This is a genomic window from Bradyrhizobium sp. CB2312 (genome assembly GCF_029714425.1).
GTDB lineage: Bacteria > Pseudomonadota > Alphaproteobacteria > Rhizobiales > Xanthobacteraceae > Bradyrhizobium.
Genome location: NZ_CP121668.1, coordinates 9,456,335 through 9,471,202 on the forward strand (window position 1 = coordinate 9,456,335; position 14,868 = coordinate 9,471,202).

Annotated in this window: 13 protein-coding genes; 4 read left to right on the forward strand and 9 right to left on the reverse strand. The window is 65.4% G+C overall.

Going from position 1 to position 14,868, the window contains the following annotated elements; all coding sequences use genetic code 11:
* The first annotated feature begins 206 nt into the window (after positions 1–206).
* A complete protein-coding gene (locus QA642_RS45025) occupies positions 207–1,622 on the forward strand; it encodes a peptidoglycan-binding protein (RefSeq protein WP_283082558.1) in 1,416 nt (471 codons plus the stop codon).
* Here the strand turns inward: QA642_RS45025 and QA642_RS45030 are convergent.
* The 7 genes from QA642_RS45030 to QA642_RS45060 all read right to left on the reverse strand — a co-directional run bounded on the left by QA642_RS45030 (position 1,619) and on the right by QA642_RS45060 (position 7,993).
* The gene (locus QA642_RS45030; RefSeq protein WP_283082559.1) at positions 1,619–2,887 is read right to left on the reverse strand and encodes an RNA polymerase sigma factor; all 1,269 of its coding nucleotides are present in this window, start codon (positions 2,885–2,887) and stop codon (positions 1,619–1,621) included. The two genes, QA642_RS45025 and QA642_RS45030, sit on opposite strands and share 4 nt — an antisense overlap.
* Before the next feature lie 31 nt (positions 2,888–2,918).
* Entirely contained in the window at positions 2,919–3,314 is a 396-nt protein-coding gene (locus QA642_RS45035) for a YciI family protein (RefSeq protein WP_283082560.1), read from the reverse strand.
* Positions 3,315–3,452: 138 nt separating this feature from the next.
* The gene (locus tag QA642_RS45040; protein WP_283082561.1) at positions 3,453–4,145 is read right to left on the reverse strand and encodes an AprI/Inh family metalloprotease inhibitor; all 693 of its coding nucleotides are present in this window, start codon (positions 4,143–4,145) and stop codon (positions 3,453–3,455) included.
* Positions 4,145–5,134 (reverse strand): 2-hydroxyacid dehydrogenase, encoded by a 990-nt coding sequence (locus QA642_RS45045; protein ID WP_283082562.1) that lies wholly within the window; start codon positions 5,132–5,134, stop codon positions 4,145–4,147. The genes QA642_RS45040 and QA642_RS45045 overlap by 1 nt, the downstream gene beginning before the upstream one ends.
* Positions 5,134–5,952, reverse strand: a complete 819-nt coding sequence (locus QA642_RS45050; RefSeq protein WP_283082563.1) for an ABC transporter permease — start codon at positions 5,950–5,952, stop codon at positions 5,134–5,136. Before QA642_RS45050 ends, QA642_RS45045 begins: the two co-directional genes overlap by 1 nt.
* A complete protein-coding gene (locus tag QA642_RS45055; protein ID WP_283082564.1) occupies positions 5,949–6,764 on the reverse strand; it encodes an ABC transporter ATP-binding protein in 816 nt (271 codons plus the stop codon). Before QA642_RS45055 ends, QA642_RS45050 begins: the two co-directional genes overlap by 4 nt.
* A 206-nt stretch (positions 6,765–6,970) precedes the next feature.
* Entirely contained in the window at positions 6,971–7,993 is a 1,023-nt protein-coding gene (locus QA642_RS45060; RefSeq protein WP_283082565.1) for an ABC transporter substrate-binding protein, read from the reverse strand.
* 139 nt (positions 7,994–8,132) lie between these two features.
* Between QA642_RS45060 and QA642_RS45065 the strand changes: the two genes are divergently transcribed.
* The 3 genes from QA642_RS45065 to QA642_RS45075 all read left to right on the forward strand — a co-directional run bounded on the left by QA642_RS45065 (position 8,133) and on the right by QA642_RS45075 (position 11,700).
* Positions 8,133–8,954, forward strand: coding sequence for a creatininase family protein (locus QA642_RS45065; RefSeq protein WP_283082566.1), 822 nt, complete (start codon positions 8,133–8,135; stop codon positions 8,952–8,954).
* A 124-nt stretch (positions 8,955–9,078) separates the two neighbouring features.
* Positions 9,079–9,342, forward strand: a complete 264-nt coding sequence (locus QA642_RS45070; protein ID WP_027564216.1) for a hypothetical protein — start codon at positions 9,079–9,081, stop codon at positions 9,340–9,342.
* Positions 9,343–9,768: 426 nt separating this feature from the next.
* Entirely contained in the window at positions 9,769–11,700 is a 1,932-nt protein-coding gene (locus QA642_RS45075) for a carbohydrate porin (protein ID WP_283082567.1), read from the forward strand.
* Positions 11,701–11,708: 8 nt separating this feature from the next.
* Here QA642_RS45075 and QA642_RS45080 read toward each other — a convergent pair whose 3' ends face one another.
* Together QA642_RS45080 and QA642_RS45085 are read right to left on the reverse strand one after the other, a co-directional pair.
* Positions 11,709–12,440, reverse strand: a complete 732-nt coding sequence (locus QA642_RS45080; RefSeq protein ID WP_283082568.1) for a sulfite exporter TauE/SafE family protein — start codon at positions 12,438–12,440, stop codon at positions 11,709–11,711.
* A gap of 217 nt (positions 12,441–12,657) precedes the next feature.
* On the reverse strand, positions 12,658–14,733 hold the full coding sequence (locus tag QA642_RS45085; protein ID WP_283082569.1) for a HAMP domain-containing methyl-accepting chemotaxis protein: 2,076 nt from the start codon (positions 14,731–14,733) through the stop codon (positions 12,658–12,660).
* Between the last annotated feature and the right edge of the window lie 135 nt (positions 14,734–14,868).

Here is a 14,868-nt window from a genome sequence, read left to right on the forward strand (position 1 = left end):
CCGGCGCCGGCCCCGCCGCCATCCTGCCGCTCGTTTCCCGCCGAGGCTGTAAGCCAGTTCACATGCGCCGGGCGGACAAGGTGCCAGATTTAGGGGGATCACGCTGGAGTCACGCGCTGATCACGGCGCCTGATTCACTCTGATCTCCGCGACCCCGGCCGATTTCATCAATTTCGCAATTTCATCGCTTTTCACGGGAGCAGGACATGAAGGTGTCATTCGAAACCATCAAGGACGAATACGAACGAAACTGGTCCAACATGAGGATCAGGCCCGGACGTGCCGACGCCGCCACCGAGGCGGCGCGCAAGGCCATCAACCACAAGGACACGTACACGGAGATCCAGAACAAGACCGACGTACCCTGGTGGTTCGTCGCGGTGCTGCACTCGCGTGAATCCAGCTTCAACTTCAACACTTATCTCGGCAACGGCCAGGCGCTCAATCGCGTCACGACCATCGTCCCCAAGGGGCGCGGCCCGTTCGCCTCGTTCGCCGAAGGCGCCGTCGACGCGCTCAGGCTGGAGGGATTCGTCGGCGCCCGCGACTGGGGCATCGCGAAGACGATGTTCCGCCTGGAGCAGTACAACGGCTTCGGCTATCGCGGCCGCGGGGTCAACTCGCCCTATCTCTGGTCGGGCTCCAACGTCTACGGCCCGCCCGAGCAAAGGGGCGGCAAGTTCGTCGGCGACGGCTCGTTCGATCCGGGCACGGTCGATCCGCAGCTCGGCGCTGCGGTGATCCTCAAGGCGATGATGGATCTCGATGCGTCGATCAGCTTCGACGGCGGCCCGGCCATGCTGAGCCATCTCGAGCCCGAGGAGCAGATGGCGTCGACGGCGCTGTTGATGCAGAAATGCCTCAACGACCTCGGCGCCAATCCGATGCTCGACGAGGACGGCATCGTCGGACCGAGGACCAAGGCGGCGGTGGCGCAGTTTCAGCAGCAACACGGCATCACCGAAACCGGCGTCCTCGACACGATGACGGTTGCCGCCATCACGCGCGCGGCGCAGAAGCCGGTCACCCCCGCGCCGACCGGCGACCTGTCGCAGATCCTGAAGCGGCTGGAGGATCTCGCGCAGATCATGCGGGGCGGCCCGCCAGCGACACGCATCCCGCCGGGCCCGCCAGTGACAAGCACGCCGCCGGCAACCATGCCGCCGGCTGCCACCGATCCGATCACGCTGTTCGAGCGGCTCTTCGCCCTCATCAACAACAAGACGCTGCCGGTGCCCGGAGCGATCAATCCGGCCAACCCTGCTCCGGTCGACCAGTTGAAGCAGGTCGTCGATCTGCTCAGCACCCTGCTCAACAAGGACGGCAAGCCCGTCCTCGGCCAGGTCAACGGCGCGCTCGGCGAGACCATCGGCAAGCTGCTCAACGGCAAGAAGACCGCGCTCGGTCTCGGCGGCGCGGTGCTCACCGCGCTGCTCTCAGCGGTGACGGCAAGCCCCAATGCCGGAGGCATTGCCGGACTGCTCGGGACCATCGTGTCCGCGGTGCCGGGCCTCGGCCAGTTCGCGATGCCGATCTCGCTGGCGCTCACTGCCTGGGGCGTGCTCGGCAAGCTGGAGAAATGGGCGCAAGGCACCGCGCCGCCGCCGAAGCCGATGAGCTAGCGACGCTCGCTGTGGAGCGCCGCGGCGCGGCGCTCCATCATGGAGCGCTCACGTCCATTGGTCGCAAGATGCGCGGCGGCTTCGAACGCCTGCCGCGCCTCCGCAAGCCGCCCAAGCCTTTCCAGGAAATCGCCACGAACTGCCGGCAGATGATGATAGGCCGCCAGCGCCGGCGCGCCTGCGATCGTGTCCAGCACGTCCAGTCCGGCTTGCGGTCCCTCGGCCATGCCAACCGCAACCGCACGATTAAGCTCGATGATTGGCGAGCGCACCAGAAGCGCGAGCTCGGCGTAGAGCTGCGCGATGCGTCGCCAATTGGTCGCTGCCGCGGTCTCCGCCCTGGCGTGACACGCCGCAATCGCAGCCTGAAGCGCGTAAAATCCGCCGGCGCCGCCGAGTTCGGTGGCGCGCTCGAGCGAGCGCAGGCCGCGACGGATCTGCAACCAATCCCAGAGCGCGCGATCCTGATCCATCAGCAGAATGGGATCACCATTCGCATCGGTGCGGGCATGGGTCCGCGAGGCATTCAAATCCATCAGGGCGACGAGGCCGTGAACCTCAGGCTCGTCCGGCGCGAGACCTACGAGCACGCGGCCCATGCGCAGTGCTTCGTTGCAGAGCTGCGGCCGTAGCCACTCCTCACCGCGTGCCGCGAGGTAGCCTTCGTTGAAAATGAGATAGACGACCTGCAACACCGAGGCGAGACGCTCTGACAATGCTTCGCCGCTCGGCGTCTCATAGGCGAGCCCGGATCCAGACAGCGTTCGCTTGGCGCGGACGATGCGCTGGGAGATGGTTGCTTCCGGCACGAGGTAGGCGCGCGCAATCTCGGACGTGGTCAAGCCGCAGATCATGCGCAGCGCCAGAGCCGCGCGGGCCTCGCGCGACAGGATCGGGTGGCAGGCCGTAAAGATCAGCCGCAACAATTCATCGCCGATGTCGTCGTCGAGCGCAGCATCGAAATCCGGCACGATCTCCTGCTCCTGCAACATGTCCCGCGCCAGCATGTCGTGCTTGTTTGTGAGCATCCTGCCGCGGCGCAAATGATCAAGCGCGCGCCGCCTGGCGGTCACCATGAGCCACGCGCCGGGATTGTCGGGCACGCCGATGACGGGCCAGGCCTCCAGCGCCGCGACCAGCGCGTCCTGGGTCAGCTCTTCCGCAAGCGGCACGTCGCGCAGCATCCGCGACAGCGTGGCGATCAGCCGCGGCTGAACGACACGCCAGGTGGCGCGGATGACGCGATCGATTTCGGCGGCCGTCATCGCCGCCGACGGGGATGGGCTGTCTCACCCATCAGGCGTGAGCTGCTGCCTTGACCTCGCAGGCTCCGTCCACGCCCGGCGTGGCGAAGGCCCGCAACTCGCAGGTGCCGTCCCAACCCGGCATGTGGTCGAGGTGCAGCTGCATGAACTCCTTGGCCATGGCCAGAGCTTCGGCCTTGTCGCGCAGCTCGAAAATGGCGTAGCCGCCGACCACTTCCTTGGCCTCGATGAAGGGGCCGTCGACGACGCTGAGTTCGCCGTCGACGATCCGCACACGTGCGCCGGTCGCAAGCGGCATCAGGCCGCCAGTGTCGATCATCCGGCCCGCCTTGATTTCCCGCTCGGAAATCTTCTGCATGGCCTCCATCAGCGCCGGGGTCGGGCCCCTCATTGGCTGGCTGGACGTGACGATGTACATGAAGCGCATACAAAACTCCTGTTGAGGCGAGAGGCGGCCGGCTCGGCTGCGCGATCAGCTCGCTACTGGAATGACGATCCGCCCGACGCCGGATCGACATGGGCAACAGAAAAATTGCGTGGCGGGAAGTTAAGAACGGAGCGGCGCCTACTGCCGCAGCATGATCACGGGATCGGCGGTGTCGGGGACGCGCCGCCACTGCGCATTGTCGTCGGCCTCGAACTGCCAGGTCTCGCCTGACTTCGACATCAGGATGATCTGGCCGCGCTCGAGCCGCCATTGCGTCGGGTTGAACTGCGCGATCGCCGCGTCGCATTTCGGCTTGAGGAAGACCTGAAAATTGTCCTGGCCGGCTTCCGTGTTGGTCAGCGTCAATCCGCAGATCGGCTGGCCGTTGCCGCGCACCATGGCCCAGTCGCCGATCATCTGGTCCATCGACTTGGCCATCGAGCGCGCGGCGGCGAGGTCCTGCAGGATGTAGACGCCCTCGCCCTGACGCAGGCCCTCGAAGATGCCGGCCTCGACCTCGGTGAAGTCGATCACGGCCTCACCGGTCGCATCCTGCAAGCGGACGATGTCGAGGCCCCTCACGCTCCAGGCGACGATGTCCTTGGTGAAGGGCAGCGCGGCCTTGCAGGCCGGCTCGAGCTCCAGCTTGTAGCCTTGCCCAGCGGCGTCGGCCTTCAGCGTGACGACGCAGGTCTTGCTGCGCTCGGTGGTCGAAAGCTCCCACTGCCCAGGCATCGATTTCTTCAGGGTCGTCGCATCCTGCGCATGCGCAGGGCCGATCGCGGCAACGCATGCCGCGATGGTGAATGCAACGACCCGAAGAGCTCTCATCAGCGCCCCTTGAACGGCGTTTCGGCAACCGGCGTCAGCGGCGGCTTGCCGGCGAACCAGGATTTGAGATTATCGACCACGAGCTGGTCCATCGCATTGCGCGTGACGACCGAGGCCGAACCGATATGCGGCAGCAGCACGATGTTCTGCATGGTCTTGAGCTCGTCGGGTACATTCGGCTCGGCCGCGAACACGTCGAGGCCGGCGGCGAGGGTGGTGCCTGATTTCAGCGCCTGGACCAGCGCCGGCTCGTCGACAACGGAGCCGCGCGCGACGTTGATCAGCACGCCGCGCGGGCCGAGCGCCTTGAGCACCTCGGCATTGATCATCTTGTTGGTCGAGGCGCCGCCGGGCACGATCACCATCAGCGTGTCCACCGCCTTCGCCATCTCGATCAGGTCGGGGTAGTGCTTGTAGGTGACGTCCTTGGACGGATTGCGGGAGTGATAGACCACCGGCACCAGCGAGGCATCGAGCCGGCGGGCGATGGCCTGGCCGATCCGGCCCATGCCGACGATGCCGACCTTGCGGTCGCGCAGCGAGCCGACACTGAGCGGATAGTTCTGGGTCTGCCAGAGGCCGGAGCGGACGTAACGGTCGGCCTTGATGAATTCGCGCAAGGTGGAGATGAGCAAGCCCATCGCGACGTCGGCGACCTCCTCGGTCAGCACGTCGGGCGTGTTGGTGACGATGATGTTGTGCTCGGCCGCGTACTTGGCGTCGATATGGTCGTAGCCGACGCCGAAGCTCGCCACCATCTCGATCTTGGGCAGCTGCGACAGCGACTCCTTGTCGGCGCGGACCGTGTGATAGGTCACCGCCACGCCGCGGATCTTCTCCCGGACCGCCGGCGTCAGCCGCTCGAGGTCGCCGCGGGTCTCGGCCTTGTGCACGACGAAGTGATCGGAAAACCCGTTATCGAGGATCGGCCGGACCGGTCCATAAATCAGAAGATCGATCTTTTCGGACGAAATCGAACCGGTAGACATCAGCTTTCCTTTCCAAGCGCGCTTTCGTGCCAGCGCCGTAAAACGAGGTGGGAAACTAGCGCCAGCACCCCATAGATGACAATCCCGGCCAGCGACAACAAAAGCAGCGCCGCGAACATGCGGGGTATGTTCAACCGGTAGCCCGACTCGGCGATCCTGTAGGCGAGGCCCGAGCCGGCCCCCGCCGTGCCCGCCGCAATCTCGGCCACCACGGCACCGATCAGCGACAGGCCGCCGGCGATGCGCAGGCCCCCGAGGATGTAGGGCAGCGCCGCCGGCAGCTTGAGGAAACGCAGCGTCTGCGGAGGCGAGGCGCCATAGAGCTGGAATAGGCCGGCCAGATTGCGGTCGACCGAATTGAGCCCGAGCGTGGTGTTGGACAGCACCGGGAAAAACGCGACGATGAAGGCGCAGACGACGACCGCGGTCTGCTGCTCCAGATAGATCAGGAGCAGTGGCGCAATCGCGATCACTGGCGTCACCTGGAGCACGACGGCATAGGGGAACAGCGAATATTCGACCCATTTCGACTGATTGAACAGCAGCGCCAGCGCGATGCCGCCGATGCTGGCGGCGACAAAGCCTTCAAGTGTCGTCAGGAGCGTGGTGGCGAGCGATTGTGACAGCACTGCCCAGTCCTTGATCAGCGTCAGGACGATGACGGACGGCGCCGGCAGCACGTAAGGCGGGATCTCCTTGACGCGGACCACCAGTTCCCAGACGGCGAGGCCGGCGGCGAACACGATGACGGGGAGCACAAAACGCATCGCACGCTGCGCGGTCGATGGTTTTGCGGTGGCGGAGCTTTGCGCGTTCATAGCGTCGACTGCCCCGAATAGGACGGCGCCAGCGCGGCCGACACTTTCCGGCAATAATCGGAATAAGCGGCGGAGGTGCGAAACTCCTCGCCGCGCGGCTCGACGGTCTCGATGCGGATGTCGGCCTGGATGCGCCCGGGCCGCGCCGTCATCACCACGACGCGCTGCGACAGATAGACGGATTCGAACACCGAATGGGTGACGAAGATGACGGTCTTGCGAAGGCTGCGCCACAGCGCCAGCAGATCGTTGTTGAGGCGAAAGCGCGTGATCTCGTCGAGCGCCGCGAACGGCTCGTCCATCAGGAGGATATCGGGATCGGTGACGAGCGCGCGCGCCAGCGACACCCGCATCTTCATGCCGCCGGAGAGCTCGCGCGGATAGGCCTCGGCGAAATCGGCAAGACCCACGCTCGCCAGCGCCTCATCGGCCCGCGCGCGCGCTTCCGCCTTTGGCACACCGGCAAGCTTGAGCGGCAGCCGCACGTTCTCGCGCACGCTGGTCCAGGGCATCAGGGTCGGCTCCTGGAACACGAAGCCGATGCCGTGGCCGGGCTGCGGCACACCCTCGTGCCGCGCCACCCGCACGGTGCCCGATGACGGCGCGCTGAGCTCGGCGATGATGCGCAGCGCCGTCGACTTGCCGCAGCCGGACGGGCCGAGCAGCGAGATGAACTCGCCCTTGCGCACGGCGAGATCGAGCGGGCCGAGCGCCATGACGCCGTTGTCATAGGCCTTGGTAACGCCGCGCAGACTGACGGCGAGCGCCGTCAGGCCGGACTCGACCACGGGCGAAGTTTTGCGCTCTACCATTGATCGCCGGCTGCGAGTTGTTGAGCCGGGCTGCCCACCTCTCCCCATCGGGGAGAGGTCGCGCCGAAGGCGCGGGTGAGGGGGCTCAGGTCCCACGAGGGTACGCATCCCCTCACCCGGATCGCATCTGACGATGCGATCCGACCTCTCCCTATGGGAGAGGTGAACCCGGCCATCGGCATGGTCGGACTTGTTCTCAACATGCGTTACGGCTTGCTCGGGCGCAGCTCAACGCCGACGCCCTTGTTGACGAAGCGCAGCGTATAGGATTTGCGGAAGTCGAGATCGGCCTTCACGACGCCGGCCTTCACCATCTTGTTGAAGAAGGAGGTGTAGCGCTCGTCGCTCATCGCGCCGATGCCGTTTTTCAACGACTCGCCGGAATCGACGATGCCGTATTCCTTCATGTTGGCAACGGAATAGGCGAGCAGTTCGTCAGTCATCTCCGGGTTGAGCTGCTTGATCAGGGCATTGCCGGCGGAATTGTCGCGGTAGATGTAATTGTACCAGCCGATCATGGAGGCATCGACGAAACGCTGCACCAGGTCCGGCTTCTTCTCGGCAATGTCGCGCCGGGTCTCGATCAGGGTCGAATAGGTGTTGAAGCCGTAATCGGCGAGCAGCAGCACGTTGGGCTTGAAGCCGGCGGCCTTCTCGACCGCGAACGGCTCGGAGGTGACGTAGCCCTGCATCGCGCTCTTGGGGTTGGCGATGAACGGCTGCGGATTGAAGTTGTAGGGACGCACGTTCTTCTCGCTGAAGCCGTATTCGGACTTCAGCCACTGGAAGTAGCTCGTCATGCCCTCCTTGGAGACGAACAGCGTCAGCGGCTTGAGGTCCTCGATCTTGGCGACCTTGGCGTCAGGCTGCGTCAGCATCACCTGGGGGTCCTTCTGGAACACCGCGGCGATGGTGACGACGGGAACGTTGTTGGCAACCGCGTCGAACGACATCAGCGTGTTCGCGGCCATGAAGAAATCGATCTTGCCGGCGATCAGCAGCATCCGGTTGTTCTCGTTGGGACCGCCGGGGACGATGGTGACGTCGAGGCCGTATTTCTTGTAGGTGCCGTCGGCGACCGCCTGGAAGAAGCCGCCATGCTCGGCCTCGGCGACCCAGTTGGTGCCGAAGGTGACCTTGTCGAGGGTTTGGGCGCGCGCCGGCGCAAGAGTGACGACAGCGGCCAACAAGCCCGCCGTTAACGCTCGCCGCAGATGAGAGGGGGTCATGATGGCACTCCGTCGATCGCTTCTAGCCGATGCCAGTCCAACGCGATAAAACCGCATGAAGTTCGGGGACGCGAGCCGGCCTGGCCCGCGTCCCCTCATAACCCCAAATTACGTGACAAATTCGGGCAAAGAAACCTTGATGACGCCGTCCCGCGACTGGACCAGGATCCGCTGGGCCGACGCTGCCCTCGCGGATGTGGCGCGCTGGATCGCGGTGCTGCCGCTGGCGGCGACCGAGCAGCATGGCCCGCATCTGCCGTTTGAGACCGACGTGCTGATCGCGGACGCTTATCTCTCGCGCGTGCGCGAGCTTCTGCCCGCAAGCGTTCCCGCCAGTTTCCTTCCTGTCGAACCGGTCGGGATTTCCACCGAGCATATCGACTATCCGGGCACCCAGACCTTGCCGACCGAAACCGCGCTGAAGCGATGGACCGGGATCGGCGAGGACATCGCACGGCGCGGCGTGAGGAAGCTCGTCATCATCACCAGCCATGGCGGCAACAGCGCGGCGATGATGCTGGTGGCGCAGGATCTTCGTGCGCATCACAAGCTCTTCGTGGTGACGACATCATGGTCGCGACTGTCAGGCGCGGACACATTGTTCCCGGCCGAGGAGGTGCGCCACGGCATTCATGGCGGGGCGGTCGAGACCTCGATCATGCTGGCGCGCTATCCGGATCGGGTGCGCAAGGAAGCGATCGCGGATTTTCCCGCGAGCAGCGTCGCGCTGGAGCAGCAATATCGCTGGCTGTCGACGCAGCGGCCGGCGCCGTTCGCCTGGCAGGCGCAGGATCTCAACGCCAGCGGCGCGGTCGGCAATGCGACGCTGGCCGTCGCGGAGAAGGGCGAGCGACTCATCGACCAGGGCGCGCGCGCCTTTTGCGAGCTGCTGAGCGAGGTCGATAACTTCGACGTGAACAGACTCGCCAAGGGGCCGCTCGGCCAGCGCGCATCCTCCTGAATTCATTTGGGAAAAGTTCGGATTCGACGAGCGCCCGAGGCGCCTTCGAACCGGACGCGACAAGCCTCCGTCCAATTGGGCACGCGGACCACAACGGACCGCCTCAACCCGGATGGAGCTTCACATGTCGATCAAGACCAAGATTGCCGCCGCCGCGCTCGCGGCCCTCGCCGTCACCGGCACCATGGTGTCGACCACCTCGCAGGCGCAAGCCAAGCCGCCGGGCTGGGTCTTCGGTGTCGGCGCCGGCATCGCCACCGCCGCCGTGGTCGGCTCCGCGATCGCCGCGAGTAACGACCCCTATTACTACGGCTATCACCGCTGCGGCTGGGTCGCCCAGTACAACGCCTTCGGCCAGTACGTCGGCCGCGTTCGCACCTGCTACTGATTTGAAGACCTGAGGCCGATCTCCCACGTGGATCCTGCGTCCGACACGGGCGCCTCATCCACCCCGTGTCGTGCCCCCGACCCGCCCGGCTGTCCCCGGGCGGGTCATCTGTTTGGGGAGCCCGTTTGTTGCAGGCCCGTCACACAAGGGTGCGAACGATCACCTGCGGCAATCCGTACTAGTTGCTATTGCGAATTAATCGCAATAAGGTTCGCTGCACGTGCAGGGACTTGGGAAGAAAACGCCTCGAAGCCGGATCATCCTGGCCGATGGCGTGGACAACAGGGACCTGATGACAGGGGCGCCGCGAATCGGCAGGGATAGCGGGGCGGGTGGATATATTCGCGTTTGGGGGCGTTCGTTTTGACGTTGAGAGGTCACCGTTACAGGTATTTGCGGACGGCTGCGGCGATGGCCTCGGGCGTAATGGTTTTTCCTGCCGCGGCGCGCGCCGCGGATCTGCCGTTGAAGGCACCGGCGCTGAAAGCCGTCTATGACTGGACGGGCCTTTATATCGGCGCGCATACCGGCATCACGCGCGGCACCTCCTCGGGGACGCTGACCGATCCCACGGTCGCAACCGACAACAACGTGTTCAACGGCGCGACCGGTGGCGTCCAGGCCGGCTACAATTGGCGCCTCAATTCAGGGCTCCTGCTCGGCGTCGAAGGCGACATCTCGTTTCCGAACTATCTGCCCTCCAACCACGTCGTGTCGTCGGCGACGACCGCGCTGTCGGGCGCGGAGGAACGCTGGGACTATGTCGCGAGCCTGCGCGCGCGACTCGGCTACACCAGCGGCAACTGGCTGTTCTACGCAACCGGCGGCGCGGCGTTCGCCGGCGAGCGTTTTCTGTCGACGCCGACGGGGGGCACTGAAGAGAAGGTGCTGAACACCCGGTTCGGCTGGACCGCCGGCGGCGGTGTCGAATACGCCTTCGCGCCGCACTGGAGCGCGCGGCTCGAATATCTCTACAGCAAGTTCGAGAACGCCAGCGTCACCTTCCCGTCGGGCGGACAATATGCGTCGTCGATGGATTTCCAGAGCCTGCGTATCGGCCTCAACCGCAAGATCGACTGGCCGGGTGTGCCGACCTACAATCCGAAATCGGATATCACCGATACCGAGTCCAGCCGCTGGGAGATCCACGGCCAGTCGACCGTGCTGGGCCAGGGCTACCCGGCGTTCCAGGCGCCCTATACCGGAACGAACAGCCTGCTCCCGTCGCCGGATTTCCAGCAGACCTGGAGCAATTCGCTCTATCTGAATGCGCGGCTGTGGGACGGCGGCGAGGTCTATTTCAATCCCGAGCTGCTGCAGGGCTTTGGCTTCAACAACACGACCGGCGCGGGGGGCTTCCCCAATGGCGAAGCGCAGAAATCCGGCTTCCCCTATCCGCACTTCAACGCCTCGCGGCTGTTCGTGCGCCAGACTTTCGGCTTAGGCGGCGAGCAGGAGCAGCTTGCCAGCGGCCAGTTGCAGCTCGCGAGCAAAGTCGACGTCTCGCGCCTGACCTTGCAGGTCGGCAAGTTCTCCGTGATCGACGTGTTCGACGGCAATTCCTATGCGCATGATCCGCGCAAGGACTTCATGAACTGGTCGATCTGGGCGTCCGGCGCCTTCGACTACGCCGCCGACAAGCTCGGCCTCGGCTATGGTGCCACGGCCGAATTGAACCAGAAGCAATGGGCGCTGCGCGGCGGCTACTTCCTGATGGATGCCGTATCCAACTCGAACAATTTCGACATGAACATCGGCCGCCGCGGCGAATACGTCGCGGAGCTCGAGCTGCGCTATTCGCTGTTCGGCCAGCCCGGCAAGCTGCGCACGCTCGGCTTCGTCAATAGCGCCTTCTCCGGCAGCTATCGCGAGACGCTGGACAATCCCGCCTTCGGCGTCGACATCAGCCAGACCCGCCGCGGCCGCCTCAAATACGGTTATGCGTTCAACCTCGAACAGGCGATCACCGACGACATCGGCCTGTTCGGCCGTTGGAGCTGGAACGACGGCCGCAACGAGATCATGGCCTTCACCGACATCGACCGCAGCCTGTCCGGCGGCGTCTCGGTGAAGGGCGCGAAATGGGGCCGGCCCGACGACGTCGTCGCCATCGCCGGCGCCATCAACGGCCTGTCGCAGGACCATCGCGACTTCATCGCCGCCGGAGGTCTCGGCCCGCTCATCGGCGATGGCCAACTCAACTACCGCCACGAGCGCGTGCTGGAGACCTATTACGCGTACGCGCTGAACAAGGCGCTGACCTTCACCGCCGACTACCAGCTCATCGTCAATCCCGCCTACAACGCTGATCGTGGCCCAGTGTCGGTGTTTTCAGGACGGTTGCACGGGGAGTTCTGAGCGGCGGCTCAGAACAGCAGCGCAATACCCGAGACGAACAGCAGCACGAGCACGATCTTGCGGAACGCGGCCTCGTCGATCCGGCCGAACAGCTTCAGCCCGAGCCATGTGCCGGCGAACAGAAACGGCAGACCGAGCGCGAACAGCTTCGCCGTGTCGAGGCTGAGCGATCCCTTGGCGCCGAGTAGAAGCGCCGTCATGGCGAACACCGCGACCGCGACCGGCTGAAACGTGGCACGCTGCGCGTCCTTGGGCAGGCCTCGCAGGTTGCACCAGATGGTGATGACGATGCCGGCAAGGCCGGTCAGCCCGCCGAGCAGGCCGTTGACGAAGCCGACCGTCATGTCGGCGGCCGGCGGCACGACGGCGGCGAGCTTGAGCTGCGGCCGGAAGAATGCATACAGGCTGTAGGCGATCAGAATTGCTCCAACCGCGATGCGAACACTCTTCGGATCAGCCCAGGTCAGAAGCGACACCCCGGCCGGCACGCCGATGGCTGCACCGACGATGAAAGGCCACAGCCGGCGCCAGTCGAGCGCAGCGCGCAGCTTCCAGACCGAATAGCCCTGCACCAGAAGGCCGAAGCCGACGATCAGGCTGGCGCTCTGAAGCGGCGTCAGCACATAGAGCCACAGCGATGCCGCGACGAGGCCGAAGGCGAAGCCGGAGAGGCCGGCGACGAACGCGCCGGCGAAGGTCGCCAACAGAAAAAGCGGAAGCTCGGTTGCGATCCCGTCCATTGCTCGCTCCATAATTCAGCGAGCAGCGCTTGCGTGGGATCACCACTTCACGGGGAGGCTGCGACATCCCCGACAATGTCAGCCTAGGCGAAACCGCATCTTTCCACAACGAAGCTCTAAAGCGCGATGAGATTTGGATGAATCGTCATCGCGCTTTAGGTTGTTGTTTACGCATGATCTTTCCGGAAAACCGCTTGGCACTTTTCCGGATCATGCTTTAGGCGGCCCGGATTGCCTCCAAGAACTTTCCGACCTCCGCCTTGAGACGGCTGCTCTCGCCGGACAGCGATCTGGCTGCCGTGAGCACGTTGGAGGATGCCGATCCGGTCTGGCTCGCGCCGCGCTGCACGTCGACGATGCTGGCGGAGACCTGCTGGGTGCCGCGCGCCGCCTGCTGCACGTTGCGGGAAATCTCCCGCGTGGCCGCGCCCTGCTCCTCGACCGCCGAGGCGATCGCGGACGCGATCTCGGACATGCGGGTGATGGTGCCGCCGATCGCCTTGATGGCGCCGACGGAGTCCTCCGTCGCCGTCTGGATTTCCGTGATCTGCTGGCTGATCTCGCCGGTGGCCTTGGCGGTCTGCTCGGCCAGCGCCTTGACCTCGGAGGCGACGACGGCGAAGCCGCGCCCGGCTTCGCCCGCGCGCGCCGCCTCGATGGTGGCGTTCAGCGCCAGAAGATTGGTCTGGCCCGCGATCTGGCTGATGAGCTCGACGACGTCGCCGATCCGGCCCGCGGCCCTTGCGAGCTCGCCGACATGGCCGTTGGTGCGCTCCGCCTGCTGCACCGCCTCGCCGGCGATGCGCGCGGAGTCCTGGACCTGCCGGCTGATCTCGTCCACCGACGAGGCCATTTCCTCGGCCGCCGCGGCAACCGTCTGCACGTTGGTGGAGGCCTGTTCGGAGGCGGCGGCAACGGTCGCCGTGACCTTCTCCGATTGATCGGCCGAGCTTGTCAGCGTTCCCGCCGAGACCTCCAGCTCGGACGATGCCGACGAAACGGTGTTGACGACGTCGCCGATCATGGCCTCGAACTCGCGCGCGATCTGGTCCATGCGCTGGCTGCGCTTGATCCTGGCCTCGGCCTCGACCGCGGCAGCCTCGTCGGCCGACTTCTTGGCGAGTAGAGAATCCTTGAAGTGCTGGAGCGAGCCCGCCACCTGGCCGATCTCGTCGTTGCGGCCGGTCGCGGGGATCTCGACCTCATGCCGTCCGGCCGCGAGCGTTCCGATCACGTCAGCGAGCTGGCCGAGCGGCGTCACCACGCGGCTGCGCAGCATCATGGTTACGCCGCCGAGCGTCCCGAGCAGCGCCAGAACCGCAACGCCCGCAAGCGCCAGCATCGCCAGCGCGCCATCGCGCGCGGCCGCCGCGCGCTCGGCCGCTTCCGCCAACGCGGCGTCGCGCACGCCGTAAAACATCTGGATGGCCGGCACGATGGCGCTCGCGAGTTCGTCGGCGCTGATGCCGTACTTGCCGTCGGCTCGCGCCGCAGGCATCTCCTTCTCGACCGCAAGCGCGGCCTTGCCGAAATAGGCGTCCGTCGCCGCCTTCAATGCGGCGGCGATTCGGGGCGGGCTTCCGAGCTGGTCGACGCCGGCCTCGATACGCTCGCGATCGGTCTCCACACGCCCCTGCATGCGGTCCATCAGCGAGAATTCAGCTGTCGTGAGCGGCCTTCGCGCGTTCAGCGCCGGCGACAAGGTGGCGGCACGGCTGCCGGCGGAGACGCGCAGGTCCTGCGCCGTTCGCGCCAGGCTCAAGAGCGCCGCAAGCGAGGAGTCGGCATTGACCACCTTCCCCTCGAGCCGGTTCATGATCGGCTCGATATTGGCGATGACCTCGGCGACGCCGGGCAGGAAGCCCTTGATCGCGGCGCCGTCGCGCGCAGCAAGAGGAACGCTCATCGCGCGATCCGCGGCCGTGGAGATCTCCTTCAGCCGGCGCAGGGTGCGGTCGAGGCTGTCGGCCATCGATGCGCCGTCATCCAGCACCATGATGGCCCGTCTGGCGCCTTCGAACGAAGCCTCGGCGGCTTTGACGGCCTTTGCGGCGGCGTCGATCTGGGCCTGCGTCGCGGCGCCTTCCTGGAAGATCGGCGAGATGTAGGGGGCGCGAAGGCTGGCGACCTGCTGGCTGACCATCAGGGTCGCACCAAAAGCCTCGACCGTCCTGATCGCGTCGGAGCGATTCGTGAAGATACGGGTCTGGGGTACGAGCACCTCGGCGCCGAGAATGACTGCAAAAACCGTCACCGTCAGCATCGACAGTGCGAAAAGCTTTCCGATCCGCATCCTTGGGTCCCCGAATACATTCCTGCAAATGTCGAAAACCTAGCTGCCGGCGGCTAAGAGCCCGTTAAGCAACGGCGCGCCCGTAATTCTGCGGGTATCATGTCCTCGCGGGCGGTTCCCCCGCGGCACGGATGC

Coding starts and splice junctions, on each gene's coding strand:
- QA642_RS45070 (WP_027564216.1), top strand. CDS start 9,079: ATGTCGATCAAGACCAAGATTGCCGCCGCCGCGCTCGCGGCCCTCGCC.
- QA642_RS45045 (WP_283082562.1), bottom strand. CDS start 5,134: ATGTCTACCGGTTCGATTTCGTCCGAAAAGATCGATCTTCTGATTTAT.
- QA642_RS45085 (WP_283082569.1), bottom strand. CDS start 14,733: ATGCGGATCGGAAAGCTTTTCGCACTGTCGATGCTGACGGTGACGGTT.
- QA642_RS45080 (WP_283082568.1), bottom strand. CDS start 12,440: ATGGACGGGATCGCAACCGAGCTTCCGCTTTTTCTGTTGGCGACCTTC.
- QA642_RS45040 (WP_283082561.1), bottom strand. CDS start 4,145: ATGAGAGCTCTTCGGGTCGTTGCATTCACCATCGCGGCATGCGTTGCC.
- QA642_RS45035 (WP_283082560.1), bottom strand. CDS start 3,314: ATGCGCTTCATGTACATCGTCACGTCCAGCCAGCCAATGAGGGGCCCG.
- QA642_RS45055 (WP_283082564.1), bottom strand. CDS start 6,764: ATGGTAGAGCGCAAAACTTCGCCCGTGGTCGAGTCCGGCCTGACGGCG.
- QA642_RS45060 (WP_283082565.1), bottom strand. CDS start 7,993: ATGACCCCCTCTCATCTGCGGCGAGCGTTAACGGCGGGCTTGTTGGCC.
- QA642_RS45050 (WP_283082563.1), bottom strand. CDS start 5,952: ATGAACGCGCAAAGCTCCGCCACCGCAAAACCATCGACCGCGCAGCGT.
- QA642_RS45030 (WP_283082559.1), bottom strand. CDS start 2,887: ATGACGGCCGCCGAAATCGATCGCGTCATCCGCGCCACCTGGCGTGTC.
- QA642_RS45065 (WP_283082566.1), top strand. CDS start 8,133: ATGACGCCGTCCCGCGACTGGACCAGGATCCGCTGGGCCGACGCTGCC.
- QA642_RS45025 (WP_283082558.1), top strand. CDS start 207: ATGAAGGTGTCATTCGAAACCATCAAGGACGAATACGAACGAAACTGG.
- QA642_RS45075 (WP_283082567.1), top strand. CDS start 9,769: ATGGTTTTTCCTGCCGCGGCGCGCGCCGCGGATCTGCCGTTGAAGGCA.